The organism is Amycolatopsis stemonae, from assembly GCF_054781455.1.
Genome location: NZ_BAAGUJ010000004.1, coordinates 364,198 through 384,985 on the forward strand (window position 1 = coordinate 364,198; position 20,788 = coordinate 384,985).

The following is a 20,788-nucleotide window of genomic DNA, read 5'->3' on the forward strand; positions in this document are numbered from 1 at the left end:
GCGTCACGGGTCCGCCACGATCACCCCGGCGGCGGCGAGGTGATCGAGGGCGGCGACCATCCGGGCCCGGCAGGCCTCGCCCAGCTCCGCGGCGTCGAGCGCGTCGCGGACCGTGGCGTGCATCGCCAGGGCGCGCACGACCCGGACGACGTGCGGGCTGCCGAGCAGGCACTCCTCCCGGCGTTCGCACTGGTGGCCGAGGGGCTCGGGCCGCCCCGGGTTCAGCCGGTACGCCCGGTCGAGGTCCACTGTGGACTCCCGGTGGACCGGCTCAGGCGTGGACGATCACGCCGCGGATGTTCTTGCCGTCGCGCAGGTCCTGGTAGCCCTCGTTGACCTGCTCGAGGGTGTACTTGCGGGTCACCAGCTCGTCGAGCTTGAGCTTGCCGGCGTCGTAGAGCCGCAGCAGCCGGACGATGTCGTACTGCGGGTTGGCCGACCCGAAGAGCGTGCCCTTGATCGTCTTCTCGAACAGCGTCAGGACACCGCCGGAGACGTGCACGGTGAGCTTCTCCGGGTTGGCGAGCCCGGTGACGACGACCGTGCCGCCCTTGCCGACGACGTCGAAGGCCGCGCTGACCACGTCTTCGTCCACGGTCCCGACGGTGATCAGGGCCTGGTCGGCCAGCTGGCCCCAGGTCAGCTCGTTGACCTTCTCGGCGGCTTCGGCGGCGGAGGCGAAGGCGTGGGTGGCGCCGAACTTGAGCGCGGCCTCCCGCTTGAACTCGACCGGATCGACGGCGACGACGTACTTCGCGCCGGCGTGCGCGGCGCCCTGCACGGCGTTGATGCCGATGCCGCCGATGCCGTAGACGACCGTGGTGTCCCCGGCCCGGACGCCACCGGCGTAGTTCGCGGTGGCCCACCCGGTGGGCACGCCGCAGCCGACCAGCACGGCCGTTTCCAGCGGCAGCCAGTCGTCGACCTTGACGACGGAGTGCTGCGAGATCGTGGCGCGCTCGGAGAACGTGCCGAGCATGCACATGGCGCCGAAGTCCTGGCCGCCGCCGTGGAAGCGGAACGTGCCGTCGGGCATGTGGCCCTCGAGGATGGTGGCGCCCAGGTCGCACAGGTTCTGGCGCCCGGTCGAGCAGTAGCGGCAGCTGCCGCAGTTGGGGATGAAGCTGCAGACGACGTGGTCGCCGGGAGCCACCTTGGTGACGCCGGGCCCGACCTCTTCGATGATGCCGGCCCCTTCGTGGCCCCCGATGATCGGGAAGCGCGGCACCAGGTCGTTGTCGATCAGGTGCAGGTCCGAGTGGCACAACCCGGCGGCGGTGTACTTGATCAGCACCTCGCCGGGACCCGGGCCGTCGAGGTCCAGCTCCATGATTTCGAACGGCTTACCGGCATCGAACAGTACGGCTGCCTTGGTCTTCACGGCCCTCTCCTCCACGTGCGGCGGTGCACCCTTCGTGCCTCGATTGTGTCGAGGGGGCCGTCTGACGGAGTGTCCGAATCCCGGACACCGGCACGACTCAGCGGACCCGCAGCGCCCGCATGCGGTTGTAGAGCGTGGAGCGGCTGATGCCCAGCTGCTTGGCCGCGCGCACCTTGTTGCCGTCGCACGCCCGCAGCGTCCGGACGATCACGTCGTACTCCGCCTGCTCCCAGCCGCTCAGCGCGGCGCCCGGGGCCGTCTCCACGCAGCCCGGGGCGATGTCCGAGGCCGTGAGGTCGCCCGCGGAGCGGCGGTCGGCCGCGCCCGCCAGGACCCCGGCCAGCTCGCGCAGGTTGCCCGGCCACTGCTGGGAGCCCAGCAGCTCCAGCGCGCCCGGGGTCAGGCGCAGGGAGTCGCCGAAGCCGCGCAGGAGCTCGCGGGCGATCGCCGGGATCTCGTCGCGGCGCTCGCGCAGCGGTGGCAGCTCGATGCGCCGGTGCACGCGTGCGGCCAGGGTCGCCTGCTCGCCGCTCAGCTCCGCCGAGGGGCCGCTGAGCAGCGCGAACCACGCCGTCGTCGTGTCCAGGAGCCGGGCCAGGCGGACCGCCGCGAGCGGGGGGAGCAGCTGGATGCCGTCGATCACGATCAACCCGGACCCGTCGCACGCCGCCTCCACCCGGGCGCACCACTCGCCTTCGCCGGCCAGGACGTCGGAGCAGTCGAACTCGCGCACCGGCTCGTCGCCGGCGACGACGCGGGCCGCCGTGCTGCGGCCGGCTCCGGGCTCGCCGGAGATGAGCACGCGCCGGCGGGCACGGCCGGCGCCGCGTCGGCGCTCGTCGATCTGCGCGGGGAACCGCGCCCGCCGGCCGCGCGGGCGCGACACCACCGGGCTCGTCGTCCGCACCGGCGCCAGCTCGAACAGCAGCCCGGCGTTCGCCGAAACCGCCTCGACCCGGACCTCGACCGGTGTGCCGGAGGTCAGCTGGATGCGCCGCAGCCCGCGCTGGGTCCGGCCCAGCTCCTGCAGCAGGCGGTGGTCGGCGGTGTCGACGAGCTCGGTCGCCGCTGTGTTCGCTAGCACGACGTCGTGGCCGAGCGCCAGGACCGCGCACGCCCGGTGCTGCACCGACTGGAACGCGGCCAGCAGCTGCTGCTCGGCGAGCTTCGCGCCGTCGAGCAGCCGCCGTTCGATGTCGGCGACCGCGCGCCGCAGGAACGGCGCGAGCAGCGGGTTCGCGTCGTCGGCCGGGCCGGTGATGTCCAGGACGCCGGCCAGCCGCCGGGTCGCCGGGTGCACCACGGGGTGGCCGTAGCAGGTGAACTGCTTCATGGCCTCGAGGAAGTGCTCGTCGCCGTCGACCGAGACGCCGCGGCGGGTCTCGAACGGCGTCGCGAGGGAGTTCGTCCCGGTCCGCTCCTCCAGGAACTGGCAGCCCGGCACCGCGCTGATGTTCTCCAGCGCCAGCTCGACCGACCGCTCGCTGAACCGCCGGGCCACGATCCGGCACTCGTCGTCGGCGAGCACGACGCAGAAGCGCGTGCCGGCCAGCTGCCGGGCCAGCTCGTCGAGCACCGGTGACGCCGCTCGCAGCAAGCGGCTCCGGCTGTCGACGTCGGCGACGTCCAGCCGGTCCACCGACGACGCCGGCGAGAGCCCGGAAAGCTCCGCCCGCCGCCACGACTGCGCGATCTCGGTCCGCAGGTCCACGCGCACTCCTCGTCGAGCCGGTACCCGGGGTCATCATCACACGGACCGGGCGCGGGGTGAACCTCTCCGTCCGGGCAGGTCGCGGCCCGCTCCGGCCGGACGGTTCCGCCGTCCCCACCCGGACGGTTTCCGGGATGAGCTGTTCCCCCTGCGCCACAACGGAAATACCGTCGGCCCCGCAGTGAAGCCCGATCGTGGAAGGGACACCCCATGCAGGTCGACGAACTGATCAAGCCGTTCCCGCTCAAGGAGTTCCACCCGATGCCGCGGGCGCTGCTCGGCCCGGGCGCGCACGAGATGATCGGCCCGGAGGCCCTGAAGATGGGCATGCGGCGGCCGCTCGTGATGACGTCGGGCCTGCGCGGCACCGGCATCGTGCACAAGATCTTCGAGTCGCTCAAGTACCACGGCCTCGACCCGGTGCTCTACGACCAGGTCGAGTCCAACCCGAAGGACTACAACGTGATGGACTCCGTCGCGTTGTACCAGGAGCACGACTGCGACGGCTTCGTCTCCATCGGCGGCGGCTCCTCGCACGACGCCTGCAAGGGCGCGCGCATCTCGGTCGCGCACGACGGGCGGAACATCAACGAGTTCGAAGGCTTCAACAAGAGCGAGAACACCAAGAACCCGCCGCACATCGCCGTCTCCACTACGGCGGGTACGGGGTCCGAGACGTCGTGGGCCTACGTCATCACCGACACCACGACCGATCCGGAGAATCCGCACAAATACGTCGCCTTCGACGACGCGTCCGTCGTCACCCTCGCGGTGGACGACCCGGTGCTCTACTACGACTGCCCGTCGCACTTCACCGCCCAGTGCGGCTTCGACGTGCTCGCCCACGCGTCCGAACCGTACGTCTCCCGGCTGAACTTCATCCCCTCGCTCGGCAACGCGCTGTACTCGGCCGAGCTGGTCGGCCGGCACCTGCGCACCGCGACCTGGCACGGCGACAACCTCGAAGCCCGCGAAGGCATGATGTACGCCCAGTACACCGCCGGGCAGGCGTTCAACTCCGGTGGTCTCGGCGTGATCCACTCGGTTTCGCACGCCGTCAGCGCGTTCTACGACACCCACCACGGCCTGAACAACGCCATCGCGCTGCCGCGGGTGTGGGCGTGGAACCTGCCCGTGGCCTACCAGCGCTACGCGAAGCTGGCCGAGGCGCTGGGCGTCGACACCACCGGCATGACCGAGGTCAAGGCGGCCGACGCGGCGGTCGCGGCCGCGGTCCGGCTGCTGCGCGACGTCGGCATCCCGGAGAAGTTCACCGACGTCAAGCAGGACACCCACCCGAAGAACCGGCTCGGCACGGGCCCGACGAAGGTCTACGAGCAGGCCGCGGTGATCAAGGGCGACGACCACGACGTCGACCGCGTGTCGAACCACATCCTCGGCGACTCCTGCACGCCCGGGAACCCGAAGGAGACGACGTTCGAGACGGTCCGCCCGGTCGTCGACCACTGCTTCAACGGCGACCTGGACGACTTCCTCTCCTGAACCGCGGCCCGCGGGTGCCCCGGCACCCGCGGGCCCCGCCTCCGAAGGGACCCCCGTGACGAGTTTCGCTTCGGTCGACGACGTCGCCGCGCGGCTGGCCGAGGTCGGCTACCTCACCGACCGCCGGCTGGCCACCACCGTGTTCCTGCAGGCCGAGCTGGGCAAGCCGGTGCTGCTCGAAGGGCCCGCCGGCGTCGGCAAGACCGAGCTGGCCAAGTCCCTCGCGGCCGCCACCGGACGGCGGCTGCTGCGCCTGCAGTGCTACGAGGGCCAGGACGAGACCAAGGCCCTCTACGACTGGGACTACGGCAAGCAGATGCTCTACACGCAGTTGCTGCGGGAGAAGATCGGCGCGATCGTCGAGGACGCGGCCGACCTGCGCGAGGCGGTCGACCGGATCAGCGCGCAGGACAGCGTCTTCTTCTCCGAGCGGTTCCTCGCCGCGCGGCCGCTGCTGGCGGCCGTGCGCTCGCCGGAGCCGTTGGTGCTGCTGGTCGACGAGGTCGACCGGGCCGACGAAGCCCTCGAAGCGGTGCTGCTGGAGATGCTCGCCGAGCAGCAGGTGTCGGTGCCCGAGCTGGGCACGTTCACCGCGGCGCACCCGCCCTTCGTCGTGCTGACCTCGAACAACACGCGGGACCTCTCGGCGGCGCTGAAACGGCGGTGCCTGCACCTGTTCCTGGACTACCCGTCGGCGGCGCGCGAGCTGGACATCATCCGGTCGAAGAAGACCGGGCTGCCCGACGCGCTCGCCGGGCACCTCGTCGACCTCGTGCGCGGGCTGCGCGGCCTGGGCCTGCGGAAGCCGCCGAGCATCTCCGAGACGATCGACTGGGCCCGGACGCTGGCCGTCCTCGGCGCCACCGAACTCGAGCCCGGCCTGCTCGAAGACACGATTTCCGTGGTGGCCAAGTACGAGAAGGACGTCGAGCGGGCGGCGGCCGCGCTGCCGAAGCTCGTCGCGGGGGAGCACGTCACGGCCGAGAACGAAGGTGCGGCCGTGCGCGGCGAGCGTGACCGGCCGGGGCGGCACGGGCCCGGGTACTACGGCGAGAAGCAGCAACCGGCTCCCGGGGACGAGAACGGCCGCGTGCGGCAGGTCAGCACGAGCCAGGGGGCGCGGTCGTTCACGGCGAACCTCGGCCGGCACCGGCGGGCGTGATGGAAGCGACCGTCCACCACTTCGCGCGGCTGCTGCGGGCGGCCGGCGTCCGGATCTCGGTGTCGGAGACGCTGGACGCCCTCGCCGGGGCCGCCGCGCCGGGGATCCTGGCCGACCGCGCGCTGCTGCGCGAGGCGCTGCGGACGTCGCTGGTCAAGGACCACCGCGACGACGACCGGTTCGACGAGCTCTTCGCCGCGTTCTTCGCCTTCGTCCGGTTCTCCGGCGAGCCGTCGCGACGGCGGGCCCGCGACCTCGAGGAGTTCACCCTCGCCGAGGAGCTGGGCCAGCGGCCGCCGCGGGCGGACATGGAGAGCCCGGACGCCGAGGTCGGCGACCTGTTCGACCGCTCGAAGCTCGTCGAGCGCTACAGCCCGCACCCGGAGCTGAACCCGATCGTCCTCGACAACGACACGACCGACGAGATCGTGTTCTCCCAGCAGGACGTCGGCTCCCTGGAGGACTCCAACTCCGTCCGGCTCGACGTCGACCGGACGCACGGCGCCGACCCCGGGGCGGTGAGCACGGCGCCGGGCACGAAGCTGGACACCGAGCTGAGCCTGGCCGAGCAGGACGCCTTGCTGGGCTGGCTCGACGACGCGGCCGACCCGGGCGGCGACGAGGACGACGCGGCGGCGATCCGGGCCCGGCTCGCCGGGCTGCCGGAGGCGCTGAAGCGGCACCTCGAATACCTGATGTCGTTGCAGCACACGGTGGAGGGCCGCCGCGTCGCGCCCGTGGGGGAGCTGGACGGCCGGGAGCAGGACCAGCTCGAAGCCGCCGTGCGACGGCTGGTGCACAGCCTGCGCGGCGCCCCGACGCACCGGAAGCGCGAGCACGCGCGGGGGCGCCTCGACTCGGCCCGGACGATGCGGCGGAACCTGCGCTACGACGGCGTCCCGTTCCGGCCGGTGACGGTCGCGAAGGCCGAGGACAAGCCGCGGCTGGTGGTGCTGGCGGACGTCAGCCTGTCGGTGCGGGCGACCGCGCGGTTCACGCTGCACCTCGTGCACCGGCTGCAGGGGATGTTCGGGCAGGTGCGCACTTTCGCGTTCGTCGCGGACCTCGCGGAGATCACCGGGCTGTTCGGGCGGTACCACGTCGAAGAGGCCCTCGGCCGGGTCTTCGGCGGCGACGTCCTCGACATCGACGCGAACTCCGACTACGGCCGGGTGTTCGGCACGTTCCTCGGCGAGCACGGCGCGTCGGTCACCCGCCGCACGACGGTCCTGGTGCTCGGCGACGGGCGCGGCAACGGCAACGACCCGAACCTGCCCGCGTTCGAGGAGCTGGCCCGCCGGGCGCGCGAGACGATCTGGCTCACGCAGGAACCGCGCTACTCGTGGGGGCTCGGACCGTGCGACCTGCCGGCGTACGCGGAGTTCTGCGACCGCGTGCGGGTCGTCCGCGATCTGTCCGGTTTGGACAGTGCGGCGACCGACCTGGCCTCGGCGAGGACCGGTCGGTGACCGCGATCCTGGACCCCCTGGCGCCGGGCCACCGCGGCTGGTGGGAGCGCGGCGAACTGCTGGTCTGCCACGAGGACGGCGTCGCCGTGCCGAACGCCCTGACCGCGCGGCTGGTGCCCACGCGCGTGACGTCGCACTTCCGGGTGTACTCCCTGGGGCAGCGGACGCTGGTCTCGCACCGCTACCGCGGCGACGAGCTGGACGACGACCTGGCCGGGCACCTCGCGGCCGAACTCGGCTTCCTGGCGCCGCACTTCGAGGACATCTTCACGGGCGTGGTGCGCACGACCGTCCACGACCCGCTGCTGGCCTGGACGGTGTTCTACGCCAACACCCTGGCCGCGCTGCGCCGCCCGGCGCCGACGGGCGCGATCGCGTCGTTCGCACCGGTGCATGCGCGGGCGCTGGAGCTGGTGCGGGGCCGTTCGGTGCTGGATCTGGGGTCCTGCTTCGGGTTCCTGCCGCTGCAGATGGTCTCCCGCGGCCTGAGGCCGATCGCGTCGGACATCTCGCCGGGCACGATGGGCCTGCTGACGCAGGTCGCCTCCTGGTTCGGCACGCCGTTGCCGACCCTGGCCTGCGACGCGGCGGCCGTGCCGCTGGCGTCGGGCAGTGTCGACACGGTGACGGCGATCCACCTGCTGGAGCACGTGTCACCGGAGCACGGAACTGCCGTGCTCGGGGAGATGCTGCGCGTCGCCCGGCGGCGAGTGGTGGTGGCGGTCCCGTTCGAGGCGACGCCGAACCCGGCGTTCGGGCACGTCCGGTGCTTCGGCTTCGGGGCCCTGCAGGCGTGGGGGCGGGCGTCGGGGGTGCCGTTCACGGTCTTCGAACACCACGGCGGCTGGCTGGTCCTCGACGTGGCTTAGATCAACGCCCGCTTCGAGGCCGCGTACACGGCCTCCGCGCGGCTGCCCACCTCGAGCTTCCGCATGATGTTGCCGACGTGGAACTTGGCCGTGGTGGGCGAAATGAACAACTCCGCCCCGATGGCCTGGTTCGACAACCCCTGCGCCAGCAGCTTCAGCACCGTCAGCTCCCGGCCGGTCAGCCGCTGGGTGTCGGGCTGGGTGCGGCTCGACAACGTCCGCACCACCGAAGACACGCTGCGCGAGTCGAACGCCGTCTCCCCGCGCGAAACCGCCTTGATCGCGTTCGCCAGTGCCGTCGTGTCGACGTCCTTCACCACGTACCCCCGCGCACCCGCGTGGACCGCCTCGATCACCAGGTGGTCTTCCAGGAACGTCGTCAGCACCAGGACCGCCAGGGACGGGTACTGCGAAGTCAGCGACCCGCACAGCGCCAGGCCCTCGGAGTCCGACGAGGTCGACAGCTTGAGGTCCAGCAGCACCACCGCCGGCCGGCGGGCGGCGATCACCGTCCGGGCCTCCGCCGCGGTCGAAGCCTCGCCCACGATCCGGAACAGCGGGTCGCGCTCCAGGACCGAACGCAGGCCCTGGCGGAGGATGGCGTGGTCGTCGACCAGGACGATCGTGATCGGCTCAGCCAAGGGGCACCCCCACCACGATCTTGACCCCGCCGATCCGCGACCGCCGCACGGAGAACGTGCCGCCCAGCTCGCGGGCGCGGGCGTCCATGTTGGCCAGGCCGCGGTGCGCGCCGTCGAGGTCGTGGCCGCCCGCGACGCGCAGCACCCGGCGCAGCACCTCCGGCTCGCCGCTGCCGTCGTCGGACACCGCCAGCACCACCTCGTCCGCGCGGTAGCTCAGCCGGATCAGCGCGCGGCGGGCGTGGCCGTGGACCGCGCTGTTGAACAGCGCCTCGCCGCAGATCCGGAACAGCGAGTGCTCGGCCGCGGCGGGCAGGTCCGCCGGCTTGCCGCCGATCCGCAGCTCGACCGCCAGCTCCGTCGGCAGGTGCACCTTCGTCAGCTGCTCCAGCAGCTCGGGCAGGCTGGCGTGCGCGCCCTCGCGGTCGTGGCTGAGCGCGTGGATGACCGACCGCAGCTGGTCGACCGCGCCGCGGGTGAGGTCCTTGGCCACGGTCAGCCGCTCGGCCGTCTCGCCCGCGGCGTCCGCCCGGCAGAGCTCGATCTGCATGCCGGCCGAGAGCACCGACTGCGTGACGCTGTCGTGCAGCTCGCGGGCGATCCGGTGCCGTTCCGAGTCGATCACCTCGCGCTGGCGGGCCGCGAGCAGCTCCTGCTGGGCGCGGGCGCTGCGCCGGTGCAGCGACGAGTTGTGCAGGGCCACCACGCTTTGGCTCGCCAGGATCCGCAGCACGGCCTCGTCGGTCGCGTCGATCCGGCGCCCGTGCGGGGCCCACAGCAGCAGCCCGCCGACGACTTCGCACTCCAGCGTCACCGGCACCCGCAGGTGCCGGCCCGGCTGGTCGCCGGCTTCGGAGAAGTCCAGTGCCCCGCCGAGCATCCGGGTCAGGCAGGCCCGCACGTACCCGGGCATCGGGTCCACAGTGGACAGCTGGCGGCCGCCCGGCCCGATGATCGTGCACCGCGGCTCGGCTTCGGGCAGCACCGAGTCGGCGACGGCGAACAGGGCGTACTCCGCGTCGACGTGCTCGGCCGCGGTCCGGACGGTGGCGCGCAGCAGGTCGTCCTGCTGCTCCACAGTCCGCACCAGGGTCCGGGAAATCCGGTCCAGCGCGTGGATCACGCCCTCGAGGCGCTCGATCGACGTCACGTACGCGGGGTAGAACGACCGCTTCCCGGACCGGACGCCGGTCAGCTCGGCGAGGTAGCCGGGGCGGTCGTGGTCGTCGAGCGGGGCGCGGGTCACAGGGCCGCCCGGAACAGCTCTTCGATCTCCGCCACGTCGGCGTCGCGCGGGTTCGTCGCGAGACACGCGTCGTGCAGCGTGTTCCGCGCCAGCACCGGAACGTGGGCGACGGTGACACCGAGCTCGCCCAGCCCCTTCGGCACGCCGACGTCGTCGGCCAGCGCCCGCACGCGGTCGGCGACGGCGGGCCCGGCCTCCTCGGGCGGCGCTCCCTCCGGCACGCAGCCGAGGGCGCGGGCGATCGGCACGTACCGCTCCGGGTTGGCGCGTGCGTTGAACCGGACGACGTGCGGGAGCAGGACGCCGTTGATCACGCCGTGCGGCAGGTCGAGCAGGCCGCCGACCTGGTGGCTCATCGCGTGCGCGGCGCCGAGGATCGCGTTGGTGAACGCCAGCCCGGCCTCCAGGCTGGCCTGGGCCATCAGCACCCGCGGCGAGCGCTCGGCCGGCCGGTCGATGCTGCCGACGAGGTTCCCGTCGACCAGGGCGATCGAGTTGAGCGCGTGGTGGTCGGTCAGCGGGTTGTGCGCCCGCGACACGAACGCCTCGATGCCGTGCGTCAGCGCGTCCAGCCCGGTCGCCGCGGCCAGCCAGTCCGGCATCGTGGTGAGCAGCCGCGGGTCGGTCACCGAGACGTCCGGGACCAGCGTGCGGCCGATGATCGTGATCTTGGTGTTCTGCGCGGTGTCGGTGACGATGCAGAACTGCGAGACGTCGGCGCCGGTGCCCGCGGTCGACGGGATCATCACCATCGGCGGGATCGGCTGGCGGCTGCGGTCGACGCCTTCGAAGTCGAGGATGTCGCCGCCGTTGGCCGCCAGCAGCGCGACGCCCTTGCCGGCGTCGATCACCGAGCCGCCGCCGAGGCCCATGATGACGTCGCAGCCGGCTTCGAGGTAGCGCTCGTGCCCGGCGCGGATCTCGTGGTCCTTCGGGTTGGGCGTCAGCCCCGCCCACACCGTCGGCGTCAGGCCTTCGGCCCGCAGGTGGCCGAGCAGCTCCTCCACCCACGGCGTCGCGAGCAGCCCGGCGTCGGTGACCAGCATCGGCCGCCGGGCGCCGAGGCGGGCGGCGACGTGCCCGGCCTCCGCGAGCGCGCCCTCGCCGAACATGATCTCGGGGGCGTGGAACTTGGCGATCGTGAGACCTTCGGGGCCGGGTGGGGTCATCGCGGCGCTGTAGAGCGCGGCGGGCTGGGCCAGCGAGGTGGCCGGCCACGCGTCTTCGCCGGCCACCCGGGCGGGCGAGGGCCGGCGAGTGAGGACCACGAAGACACTCCCGACGTCGACGATGACTTCCGGCCCAGGCTACCTCGCCGGTTCCCCCGCCCGACCCGTCCGATCGGGTAGGCCGGCCCAGTCGGGCAGCCGGGTGCCGTGCAGCCCGCGGTAGGCCGCGCGCTCCGGCGGGCGCCAGTCCGTCAGCAGCTCAGGACGCGGTTTGACGACGTCGACGCCGATCGGGTGGCAGACGTCGACCGGGTCGCGGGCGTCCGGTCCCCAGAGCGGGACGGACAGGTCGCCGCCGGGGCACGTGGAGAGGGCGCACAGCAGGTCGATCTCGGCGAAGAACTCGAAGTGGTCGCCCGGGCGGGCGGGGCAGGCCTTCATGAAGTACCGGTCGTCTTCGGTGAGCCCGGTGCACTGGAAGACGTTCAGGACGTCGTGCACGTCGAATTCGGTGAGCCCGAACGGCGCGACCGCGCGTACCAGGTTCGAGTGGCAGTGGAAGTCGAAGTCCTCGCCGGTGAGCAGCCGGTTGACGTACGGGTCGCAGCGGGTGCCGAGCAGGTCGTGGACGCGGCCGCCCTCGCTGTCCTCGCCGTAGTCCTCGAGCGTGTCGGCGGTGATCGTGGCGAGCGGGCGCAGGAACGGGAGCGTCGACCAGAGCCGGTCGAACGTGCTGACGTGGGCGCGCTGCAGCTGCCGGGTGCGCGAGGCCCAGAAGCGTTCGCGCGGGTCGTCGGCGTTCCAGAGGTTGAGGTCGCCGACCTGCGGGCCGTCGACGGTGCGCAGGCGGCACAGGTGACCTCGCGGCACCCGCCACGCGCGGCCGGAGCGGATCGGGATCTCGAACGTCTCGACGAGCTCGCGGCCGTCGTCCTCGGCGAGGCGCCGGTAGAACGACCGGTCGACTTCGAGCGCGGCGCCCTGGTAGGCGGCTGAGACCATCGGCGGCTCCTTCGTCGGTGTGCGGCTGCGGGGTCCAGGATGCCCCGGCTACGCACGGTGGCGTTCGACCACTCGTTCGGCTGCTGGGGCGACGGCCGGTCCGGCTCTTACCGTCGAACGAGGGACGGTTGTCTTCGGGAGGGGTGACCCGGGTGCTCGTGGCCAGCCAGCGCACCGGCGAAGAATCACGGCTGCCCGCCGCGGCCGAGCACGTCGTGGCGCTGCTGCGGTCGTGGGGCCCGGGGCCCGACCACCTGACGGGCCTGGCCCTGGCGGGCATCACGGTCCCGAGCCGCCTCGGCCCCCGGTTCGTCGACGCCTTGGTGTTCACCCGGTTCGGCGTGGTGGTCATCGCGGCCCACGAGCCGGGGGAGGGACGGTCGGCGGGCCCGGGCGAGCGTGCTGGTGCGGCGGTGGAGGCCACGAAGGGTGCGTTGGCCGCGCACGACGGCGGGCAGTACGTGACCGGCCTGGTCGCGGTCGTTCCGTCGGCCGGTGGGCCGCAGGCCGCGGTCATCCCGTCCGGCGCGGGGCCGGGTTCGGCCGACGTGCGCGAGCCGGGCGACGTGGCCGCCGGGTCGGCGCAGCCGCACGCCGTGGACCAGGGCGTGCTCGAAGTCCCGGCACACCCCGGGTCCGTGCCCGGCGTGGCCGTCGTCCTCGCCGACTCGCGGGGGTTGCGGCGGATCATCGGGCAGCACAACCGGTGGCGGACCGTCTGGTCGGCCGACGACGTCCTCGACGCCTGCTACGCCCTCTCGCTCGCCCACCTCGCGCCACCGCGCGCGGCGCTGCTCGCCGACGGCTTCCCCGCCCGGCTTCCCGCGCTCTCCCGGCTGCCCGAGCTGCCCGCCGTCGTTCCGGTGCCGGCCGAACAGCCCGCGCCGAGCGCCGACGACGAGCCCGGCCCGCGCATTCCGCTCCAGCGGCGGCCGGGGTCGGCGGTCTTCCCGCGGCAGCGGCCGATCCGGCTGGTGCCGTGGGGGCTGGTCGTCGTGCTGACGCTGCTCGTCGCCGCCGGGATCGTGGCCGCCGTGTTCGTCGCACAGGTCTTCCACGGCTCGTAACTTTCGCGCCAAGTACACCGACTGCACCGTTTCCCCGCGGCGTCGGCTGGGCATCTCCCGGTGGACGTGAAAGGGGTTCACGATGCCGCGCACCCGAGCGCTTGTCCTGCTGGCCGCCCTCGCGGGGGCCTCCCTCACCGGCTGCAAGGTGCCCGACGGGCCGGCGGCCGGCGGCCGGCCGACCGGTACGGCCGCCGCGCCGCCGGTCGCGCCCACCGAGGCGCGGGCCGAACTGGCCAAGCTGACGGTCGCCGTGCGCGGCACCATGGACGGCTACAGCCGCGACAAGTTCCCCCACTGGGACAAGGTCGACGGCGCCTGCGACACCCGCGAACAGGTGCTCAAGCGCGACGGCCAGGACGTCACCACCACCTCCGACTGCGCCCCGAAGTCCGGCACGTGGGTCAGCGCCTACGACGGCGCGACGTGGCACAAAGCGTCCGATGTGGACATCGACCACATGGTGCCGCTCGGGCAGGCCTGGGTGAGCGGCGCGAAGTCGTGGACGCAGGAGCGGCGCGAACAGTTCGCCAACGACCTGGTCCGGCCGCAGCTGCACGCCGTCACCGACAACCTCAACGAGCAGAAGAGCGACAAGGCCCCGGACCAGTGGAAACCGCCGCTCGTCTCGTACTGGTGCACCTACGCCACGGACTGGATCGTGGTCAAGAGCAACTACGGCCTGACGATCACCGTGCCGGAGAAGACGGCCCTGGAGTCGATGCTCCAGCACTGCTAGAACGAGCGCGCCGCCGCGACCGCCTGCCCGGCGTACGACTGTCCGAACAGGACGGTGTGCACCAGCAGCGGGAACAGCTGGTGCAGGCCGATCCGGTCGCGCCGGCCGGCCGCCAACGGCGCGGTCTCGTCGTAGGCGGCGATGACGCGGTCGAGGTGCGGGCAGCCGAACAGCTGCAGCATCGCCAGGTCCGTCTCGCGGTGCCCGCCGTGGGCGGCCGGGTCGATCAGCCACGCGTCCCGGCCGTCCCACAGGACGTTGCCGTTCCACAGGTCGCCGTGCAGCCGCGCCGGGGGTTCGGCCGACGCCGGGATCCGGTCGCAGGCACGTTCGAACAGCGTCGCTTCCGTGCTGCCGAACGTCCCGGCGTCCACCGCGAGCCGGACGTACGGCAGCACGCGCCGCGACGCGTACCAGGTGGCCCAGTCGTCCCCGGGGACGTTCGCCATCGGTGCCAGGCCGATCCACGCGTCGGCGGGACCGCCCGGCGGTGGCGAGCCGAACGCCGGCGCGCCGGCCGCGTGCAGCCGGGCCAGCCCGCGGCCGAACCGCTCGGCCGCGGCGGCCGACGGGCGACCGGACGGCACCCGGTCGAGGACCAGCCGCTCGTCGTCGGCGCTGCGGACCACCGGCACCGGGACCGCGCCCGCCGCGGCCAGCCAGCGCAGCCCCGCGGCCTCGGCGGCGGTCGCGCCGGGAGCGTGCCCCCGCTTGATCACGACGTCAGGCGGATCGCTCATGTCCCGCACGGTACCGGCGCGCTACGGTGGTCGCCGGAGACAGGGGGAGCGACAGGTGACGGTCACGGTCCGGAAACTCGAACTGCTGCTCGGCCGGCTGGCGGAGGTCCAGCGATCGGAGGCACGCGACTACTCCTCGTTCGGCGTGCGCGGCAAGCGGTTCGGCTACTTCTGGCCGCGCACCCGGACCGTCGGGCTCAAGCAGGAGATCTCCGAACAGCTGGCCCTGGTCGCGGAGCGGCCCGACGTCTTCGAGGTGCAGTTCACCGCGGGCGGCTTCGGCTGGGTCGTGGTGTACCTCGACCGGATCGACGCCGACGAGCTCGCCGAACTGCTCTACGAGGCCTGGCGGCTCTCGGCGCCCGAGGAGCTCGTCGAGGAGACGCCTTTCACGAGGATCGCCCGCGCGTAGAGCAGGTCGAACCCCTGGCGCTGCACGTTCTGCTGCGACTTCGACCCCGGCTGCGTGGTGACGACGGCGATGTCGCACCCGGCTTCGGCGGCGGCCGCGAGCCGGGCCCGCAGCAACGCGGTCTGCACGCCGCGGCGGCGGTGCGCGGGCACGGTCGCCGCGCCGGTGAACTGCGCGATCCCGTCGGTGACGCGGAGGCTCGCGCCGCCGGCGAACTCGCCGTCGCGTTCCACGAGGTACCGCCGCACCCCGGCCATGTCCCGCATCGCGTCGACGACTGTCTCGCGAGGGAACTCTTCGTGCGAAGGCAGGCCCTGGGTGTCGGCGACGGCGAACGCGTCGGCGACCTCGGCCAGCCACGTCTCCAGCTCGTCCTCGCGCGCGAGCCGGACGTCGCCGGGGGCGCCGGCGTCCCCGACCCGGCGGCCGAGCACGTTCTCGAACGACTCCAGCCGGTACCCGCGTCCGGTGAGGTACGCGCCGACCGCCGCGTCGGCGAGCTGGCACAGCTCGACCTGCACCGGCGCGCCCAGCTCGGCGAAGGCCGCTTCGATCTCTTCGAGGCCGTCCGGGAGGCCGTCGAAGCCGAGCCCGCAGATCTTGGTGAACGGCGAGTCCGCTTCGGCGAGGCTCGCGACACCGCCGGCGAGCGGGCGCGCGAAGCCGACGGCGTCCCCGCGGCGCGCCCGTGCGGCGTCACTGCTTTCGGTGATCAACCGGGCTTCGGCGCGTTCGATCCGTGCCGCGAGCGCCGTGTCGCAGAAGAGCCGTTCCCCGTCCATGCCCTCACAGTGCCGGACACGGACGGGGAACCCAACCCGGTTTCTCAGCCCTCCACGCGGTGCGACGCCCAGAACGACGTCAGGTCGGTCGACCCGGCCGCCGCCTGGGCGGCGGCCTTGAACTCGGCCGTCGTCGAGACGCCGTACCAGTGCGACTGGGCGTACGACTTCAGCAGGTTCGCCATGGCCGTGTCGCCGATCGTCCGCCGCAGGTCGTGCAGGGTGCACTTCCCGTAGTTGTAGACCACCGTGGAGTACCGGGACGAGTGCGCGTCCCAGTAGGCCATCGAGTTGGTCAGCTTCTCCGCGCTCGACTGCCACGTGATGCCGCAGCCGCTGCCGGTGATGCCGCGGTAGAGGTCGGTGGCGTAGTCGGTGAAGCTCTCGTCCAGCCACGGCGAGTTGTACTCGTCGTCGCCGACGATGCCGTACCACCACTGGTGCGCCAGCTCGTGGGGCAGGGCCGTGGTCGACACGAGGTCCATCACGAAGCCCGGGTACTCCATGCCGCCGAACCAGAAGTTGTTGTCCAGCACGACGTCCACCTCGCCGTACGGGTAGTCGCCGAAGCGGCCCGAGTGCACGTCGATGGCGTCCGCGGCCAGCGTCAGCATCTGGTTGGCGCTGCTGGTGGAGATGCCGCTGACCGAGTAGACGTTGACGCGCACGCCCTTCCCGGACGTCGTCTGGATCTTCGCGAACGGCCCCGAGGCCCAGGCGAAGTCCCGCACCTTGCTCGCCACGGCGTGCGTGGTGGTCGTGGTGCCGCTGGTCGTCTCGGTCGACGTGCCGGTGGCCGGCGTCAGCAGCGACGTCGGGTGCACCAGGGTGACGTCGAAGTCGCTGATCACCGTGTAGAACGACTCGCCGTTGTTGGTGTACGGGTCGAGGTGCCAGCCCGCGCTGTCGCGCACCGCGAGCACGGGCAGCGCGTTGCCGATCATGTTGTACGCGCCGTCGTGGCCGAACCGGTCGGCGCCGCTGGGCACGTCGATGCCCAGGTCGAACCCGATGGTCGCCGACTGGCCCTGGGCCAGCGGGCTCGGGAGCGTGATCTTCATGGCCGTGCAGTTCACGCTGAGCGCCGACGGTGTGCCGCCGGTGACGTTCGTGACCGTGATCGGCGTCGTCGGGCAGCTGCCGTGGTAGTTGTCCCAGAGCCGCAGGTAGACCTCGGGCAGGGCGCTGGCCGAGCCGTTGGTGAAGCTGACGCTCTGGTGGCCGGTCCACGTCGTGCCGGAGCTGTTCGACGTCAGGCTGACCGTGTAGGCCGGGTTGATCGGGGTGCGCGTGGAGTCGGCGGGCGCGGCCGTGATCGTCCACGGGAAGGTGGCGCTGCCGCTGTTGCCGGCCGGGTCCTTCGCCGTGACCGTCACCGACGAGGTGCCGGCCGCGGTCGGCGTGCCGGTGATCCTGCCCGTGCTCGCGCCGATCGTCAGCCCGGCGGGCAGGCCGGTCGCGCTGTAGGTGAGCGCGTCGTTCTGCGGGTCACTGGCCTGGACCTGCAGGGACACCGCCTGGCCGGCGGCCGTGGTCTGGGCACCCGGCGAGGTGACGACCGGGGACTGCGGGTTGCTCGTCCCGGTCGTGGTCAGCGAGAAGTCGTCGAGGAGGAAGTTGGTGGCGAGGCTCGAGTCCTCGGTGCCGGTGATCTGCAGCGTCACGGTCTGGCCCAGGTAGCGCGACACGTCGACGGTGCGCTGGACGTACCCGGTGTTCTTGTCGAGGTTCGAATAGCTTGCGAGGGTGTCGGATCCCGCCTGCACGACCAGCTTGTCGTAGGCCGTACTGGTCGTCGTCTCCTTGGTGTCGACGTGCGCCCACCAGGACAACGACGCGGAAGCACAGCCGGCGGGGAGCGTCAGTGACTGGGACAAGGTGTCGGTGTGCGTGCTGCCGTAGCCGTCCAGCCAGGCGTCCATCGTCCCGCCGTGCGCGGGCTCCGCCGAGGTGGCGGCGGAGATCACGCCACTGCTCTGGGTCCACGGCGCGGTACCGCTCTCGAACCCGCCGTTGCCGACGACCTGGTCACCGCAGACCGCGGCGGCCTCGGCCGGCGCGGCGACGACGACTGCGCCCAGCAGGCCCACGGCCGCACTGAGCGCAGCAGAAAGCACCCTCGATCTCATGGAGGTAGTCCTTTCCCGGCTCCACCCGTGGGAGCCGTGAAAAGCGTCCTCTGCGGCCGGGGCCGCAACAACCCGCCATGAGTCGGGTTCGGGTTCAGGCCTGCTGCAGCACGTTGAGGAGGATGAACAGCAGCACGAGGGCCGCGGCGACGGCGACCCCGGCGGAGACGGTGGTGCGGATCATCTCCCCGAACCCCTTGGCGGTGCGGGCGCGGTAGGCGGAGTAGTTGGAGCGGGCCTCGCGGGCGCTGTGCACCCGCGCGCCGACGAGCAGCCCGGCGCCGAGGGCGAGCAGGACGGCGACGAAAACGGACACGGGAGATACCTCCGTGGTCGGGGAAACGGTGGACGGCCTCATTCCTAGACCCGACGGACGTCACGCGCCACGGCTTGTCGGTATTCCGTTTCCGGGCCGGTCGGCCCTGGTGGGACGGGTGTCCCGCGGACCTCGGAAAGCCGTCGTGCGGCCCCGGCGGTATCCGCTGTTTCCCGTGCTCCGCAAGGAGAATTCGGTTGCTCAGCCTTCGGTCGCGAGTCCCTTGTGCCGTTCCCGCAATTCCCGCTTGACGATCTTACCGCTCGGATTCTTGGGAAGGCGGTCCGCGAACACGACGTACTTCGGGCATTTGTAACCGGCGAGGTGTGCCTTTGCGTGGTCGACCACTCGCGCAGCGTCGAGCGTGACGCCTTCCCGCGGCACGACGACCGCGGTCACGGCTTCGATCCAGTGTGGATGGCCGATTCCGAACACGGCCACCTCGGCGACGCCGTCGAGCAGGTACAGCGCCTCTTCGACCTCGCGGCTCGCCACGTTCTCGCCGCCGGTCTTGATCATGTCCTTCTTCCGGTCCACGACGGACAGGTAGCCGGCTTCGTCGACGACCCCGAGGTCGCCGGAGTGGAACCAGCCGGCGCGGAAGGCTTCCGCCGTCTTTTCCTCGTCGCGGTAGTATCCGAGGGTGGCGTGCGGGCTGCGGTGCACGATCTCGCCGACCGTCCCGGGCGCGACCGGGTTGTCCTCGTCGTCGACGATCCGGGTCTCGACGTTGAGCGACGCGCGCCCGGCCGACCCGGCGCGCTCGAGCTGCTCGTGCGGGCGCAGGATCGTCGCCAGCGGCGCCATCTCGGTCTGGCCGTAGAAGTTCCAGAGGTCGACGTCCGGCAGCCGTCGGCGCAGCTCGCGCAGCACCTCGACCGGCATCGCGGACGCGCCGTAGTACCCCTTGCGCAGGCTGGAGAGGTCGGTCCGGTCGAAGTTTTCGTGGCGCAGCAGGGAGATCCACACCGTCGGCGGCGCGAACAGTTTCGTGGCGCGCTCGCGTTCGACGGCCGCGAGCAGCTTCGCGGGGTCCGGGCCGGGCAGGATCACGCTGGTCGCGCCGAGGTACACGTCGACGGAGAAGAAGCAGTCGAGCTGCGCGCAGTGGTACAGCGGCAGCGAATGCACCTCGACGTCGTCGGCGCTCATGCCGCCGTCGACCACGCAGGAGACGTACTGCGCGATGAGCGACCGGCTCGACAGCAGCACGCCCTTCGGCCGCGACTCGGTGCCGGAGGTGTACATGATCCGCAGCGGGTCGTCGTCGGCGACGAGGACGTCCGGCGCCGTCGAGTCCCCTTCGGACAGCCAGGGGGCGACGTCCTCCCATTCGCCGTCCGCGCCGATGCGCCCGCGCACGACGTCGGGCCGGCCGGCCAGCTCGAGCGCCTTGGCGGCGGTGGGTTCGAGGGCGTCCTCGGCGAGGAAGGCCTTCACTTCGGCGTGGCGAAGGATGTAGGCGATTTCGTCGGCGCCGAGCATGAAGTTGACCGGCACGAGGAGCACGCCGAGCTTGGCCGTGGCGAAGGCGAGGGCACCGTACTGCCAGCAGTTGTGGCTCAGCAGCGCGAGCCGGTCACCCTTGCGCAGCCCGCGTGCGGCGAGGGCGTGGGCGCACCGGTTGGCGGCGGCTTCGAACTCGGCGAAGGTGAGCCGCTCGGTCCCGTCGACGACGGCGAGCTTGCCGGGCAGCCGCAGCGCGGTGCGGCGGAGGAGGTCACCGAGGGCGTGCTGCCGGGCCCGGTCGACGAGGTGCTGGTCCATCCCGGCAGTCTCGGCGGTGGCGACGCGACGTGCAACAGTCCTGTTCGCCGTCGCTCTCGGGGCACGAACGGGGGCCGGTCAGCGGGCGCCCGCGTCGATCTGCACCGGGTAGCCCGCGCGAAGGACGGCGATCGTGGCCGGGGGCGTGAGCACCGGGACGGTCCCTGCCGTGGGCAGCCGCTGCTTGCGGCCGTAGCCCGCGGGCGTCCACTCCGTCAGGTGCTCGTCGACGACGACCTCGGGGTGCGGGCCGCGGAGGACGAAGGCGCCGTCCGGGAGGCCGGCCCACGGCAGCTCGTGGAGCCGGCGTTCGTGGGTGCCGCGGACCAGGCGCTCGGCGTGCAGCCGCCGGTTCATCGCGGTCGCCGACGGACGGCCCGGCCAGGCGTCGCGGTAGGCCGTGTACGCGGCATGACGGCACTCGCCGCAGGGCCGGTGCCCGGCGGCGAACGAGACGGCTTCGTCGTGGAAGTACAGGTGCGTGTAGCGGTTCGGGAGCCACTGCTCGCGCCACCGGCCCTTGAACGCGAGCACGCAGGTGATCCACAGGTCGCCGCCGTGGAAGCGGACGATCTCGTGGCCGCGGTGCAGCACGCCCCGGTTGCCCGTCCACGCGCCGCGCAGGGGGACGTCGACGATCTCCCCGGTGGGTGTCACGCGGTTGCGCACCAGGTCACCGGCCT

Annotated in this window: 20 protein-coding genes; 7 read left to right on the forward strand and 13 right to left on the reverse strand. The window is 72.4% G+C overall.

Going from position 1 to position 20,788, the window contains the following annotated elements; genetic code table 11:
- Positions 1 to 3 precede the first annotated feature (3 nt).
- The 3 genes from mftB to ACYVLJ_RS17500 form a co-directional block, all read right to left on the reverse strand.
- Positions 4 to 249, reverse strand: coding sequence for a mycofactocin biosynthesis chaperone MftB (gene mftB / locus ACYVLJ_RS17490; RefSeq protein ID WP_451973152.1), 246 nt, complete (start codon positions 247 to 249; stop codon positions 4 to 6).
- Between the two features lie 22 nt (positions 250 to 271).
- Complete coding sequence (locus ACYVLJ_RS17495; RefSeq protein ID WP_451973150.1) at positions 272 to 1,381, reverse strand: NDMA-dependent alcohol dehydrogenase; 1,110 nt, start codon at positions 1,379 to 1,381, stop codon at positions 272 to 274.
- Positions 1,382 to 1,478: 97 nt separating this feature from the next.
- A complete protein-coding gene (locus tag ACYVLJ_RS17500; protein WP_460439382.1) occupies positions 1,479 to 3,092 on the reverse strand; it encodes a sigma-54-dependent Fis family transcriptional regulator in 1,614 nt (537 codons plus the stop codon).
- 210 nt (positions 3,093 to 3,302) lie between these two features.
- Here ACYVLJ_RS17500 and mdo point away from each other — a divergent pair, with 210 nt between their 5' ends.
- From mdo to mftM, 4 genes are read left to right on the forward strand one after another with little or no spacing between them, the layout of a single operon-like run.
- Positions 3,303 to 4,595 carry an NDMA-dependent methanol dehydrogenase gene (gene mdo, locus ACYVLJ_RS17505; RefSeq protein ID WP_451973146.1) on the forward strand — a complete coding sequence of 431 codons (1,293 nt, stop codon included), beginning with the start codon at positions 3,303 to 3,305 and terminating at the stop codon, positions 4,593 to 4,595.
- Positions 4,596 to 4,650: 55 nt separating this feature from the next.
- Entirely contained in the window at positions 4,651 to 5,757 is a 1,107-nt protein-coding gene (locus ACYVLJ_RS17510) for an AAA family ATPase (protein ID WP_460439383.1), read from the forward strand.
- The gene (locus tag ACYVLJ_RS17515) at positions 5,757 to 7,226 is read left to right on the forward strand and encodes a VWA domain-containing protein (protein ID WP_460439384.1); all 1,470 of its coding nucleotides are present in this window, start codon (positions 5,757 to 5,759) and stop codon (positions 7,224 to 7,226) included. The genes ACYVLJ_RS17510 and ACYVLJ_RS17515 overlap by 1 nt, the downstream gene beginning before the upstream one ends.
- The gene (gene mftM / locus ACYVLJ_RS17520; RefSeq protein ID WP_460439385.1) at positions 7,223 to 8,095 is read left to right on the forward strand and encodes a mycofactocin oligosaccharide methyltransferase MftM; all 873 of its coding nucleotides are present in this window, start codon (positions 7,223 to 7,225) and stop codon (positions 8,093 to 8,095) included. Before ACYVLJ_RS17515 ends, mftM begins: the two co-directional genes overlap by 4 nt.
- Here mftM and ACYVLJ_RS17525 read toward each other — a convergent pair.
- From ACYVLJ_RS17525 to ACYVLJ_RS17540, 4 genes are read right to left on the reverse strand one after another with little or no spacing between them, the layout of a single operon-like run.
- Positions 8,092 to 8,736, reverse strand: a complete 645-nt coding sequence (locus tag ACYVLJ_RS17525; RefSeq protein WP_460439386.1) for a transcriptional regulator — start codon at positions 8,734 to 8,736, stop codon at positions 8,092 to 8,094. The genes mftM and ACYVLJ_RS17525 overlap by 4 nt on opposite strands.
- A complete protein-coding gene (locus ACYVLJ_RS17530) occupies positions 8,729 to 9,982 on the reverse strand; it encodes a sensor histidine kinase (RefSeq protein ID WP_451973136.1) in 1,254 nt (417 codons plus the stop codon). Before ACYVLJ_RS17530 ends, ACYVLJ_RS17525 begins: the two co-directional genes overlap by 8 nt.
- On the reverse strand, positions 9,979 to 11,250 hold the full coding sequence (locus tag ACYVLJ_RS17535) for an iron-containing alcohol dehydrogenase (protein ID WP_451973134.1): 1,272 nt from the start codon (positions 11,248 to 11,250) through the stop codon (positions 9,979 to 9,981). Before ACYVLJ_RS17535 ends, ACYVLJ_RS17530 begins: the two co-directional genes overlap by 4 nt.
- Before the next feature lie 39 nt (positions 11,251 to 11,289).
- Positions 11,290 to 12,153, reverse strand: a complete 864-nt coding sequence (locus tag ACYVLJ_RS17540; RefSeq protein WP_460439387.1) for an urea carboxylase-associated family protein — start codon at positions 12,151 to 12,153, stop codon at positions 11,290 to 11,292.
- Positions 12,154 to 12,296: 143 nt separating this feature from the next.
- Here ACYVLJ_RS17540 and ACYVLJ_RS17545 point away from each other — a divergent pair, with 143 nt between their 5' ends.
- Positions 12,297 to 13,220 (forward strand): hypothetical protein, encoded by a 924-nt coding sequence (locus ACYVLJ_RS17545; protein WP_460439388.1) that lies wholly within the window; start codon positions 12,297 to 12,299, stop codon positions 13,218 to 13,220.
- An 82-nt stretch (positions 13,221 to 13,302) separates the two neighbouring features.
- Positions 13,303 to 13,959, forward strand: coding sequence for an HNH endonuclease family protein (locus ACYVLJ_RS17550; protein ID WP_460439389.1), 657 nt, complete (start codon positions 13,303 to 13,305; stop codon positions 13,957 to 13,959).
- On the opposite strand, the gene ACYVLJ_RS17555 is transcribed toward ACYVLJ_RS17550, so the two are convergent.
- On the reverse strand, positions 13,956 to 14,699 hold the full coding sequence (locus ACYVLJ_RS17555; protein ID WP_460439390.1) for a fructosamine kinase family protein: 744 nt from the start codon (positions 14,697 to 14,699) through the stop codon (positions 13,956 to 13,958). The genes ACYVLJ_RS17550 and ACYVLJ_RS17555 overlap by 4 nt on opposite strands.
- 55 nt (positions 14,700 to 14,754) lie before the next feature.
- On the opposite strand from ACYVLJ_RS17555, the gene ACYVLJ_RS17560 reads away from it, so the two are divergent.
- The gene (locus ACYVLJ_RS17560; protein ID WP_451973124.1) at positions 14,755 to 15,111 is read left to right on the forward strand and encodes an MmcQ/YjbR family DNA-binding protein; all 357 of its coding nucleotides are present in this window, start codon (positions 14,755 to 14,757) and stop codon (positions 15,109 to 15,111) included.
- Here ACYVLJ_RS17560 and ACYVLJ_RS17565 read toward each other — a convergent pair.
- From ACYVLJ_RS17565 to ACYVLJ_RS17585, 5 genes are all read right to left on the reverse strand, one after another.
- Positions 15,036 to 15,893: a GNAT family protein gene (locus ACYVLJ_RS17565; protein WP_460439391.1), complete on the reverse strand. Its 858-nt coding sequence runs from the start codon at positions 15,891 to 15,893 to the stop codon at positions 15,036 to 15,038. The genes ACYVLJ_RS17560 and ACYVLJ_RS17565 overlap by 76 nt on opposite strands.
- 44 nt (positions 15,894 to 15,937) lie before the next feature.
- Positions 15,938 to 18,010, reverse strand: a complete 2,073-nt coding sequence (locus ACYVLJ_RS17570; RefSeq protein ID WP_460439615.1) for a putative Ig domain-containing protein — start codon at positions 18,008 to 18,010, stop codon at positions 15,938 to 15,940.
- A 106-nt stretch (positions 18,011 to 18,116) separates the two neighbouring features.
- A complete protein-coding gene (locus ACYVLJ_RS17575) occupies positions 18,117 to 18,338 on the reverse strand; it encodes a hypothetical protein (RefSeq protein ID WP_451973120.1) in 222 nt (73 codons plus the stop codon).
- Between the two features lie 201 nt (positions 18,339 to 18,539).
- Positions 18,540 to 20,105 (reverse strand): acyl-CoA synthetase, encoded by a 1,566-nt coding sequence (locus tag ACYVLJ_RS17580; protein ID WP_460439392.1) that lies wholly within the window; start codon positions 20,103 to 20,105, stop codon positions 18,540 to 18,542.
- Positions 20,106 to 20,183: 78 nt separating this feature from the next.
- Positions 20,184 to 20,774, reverse strand: a complete 591-nt coding sequence (locus ACYVLJ_RS17585) for a hypothetical protein (protein ID WP_460439393.1) — start codon at positions 20,772 to 20,774, stop codon at positions 20,184 to 20,186.
- Positions 20,775 to 20,788 lie beyond the last annotated feature (14 nt).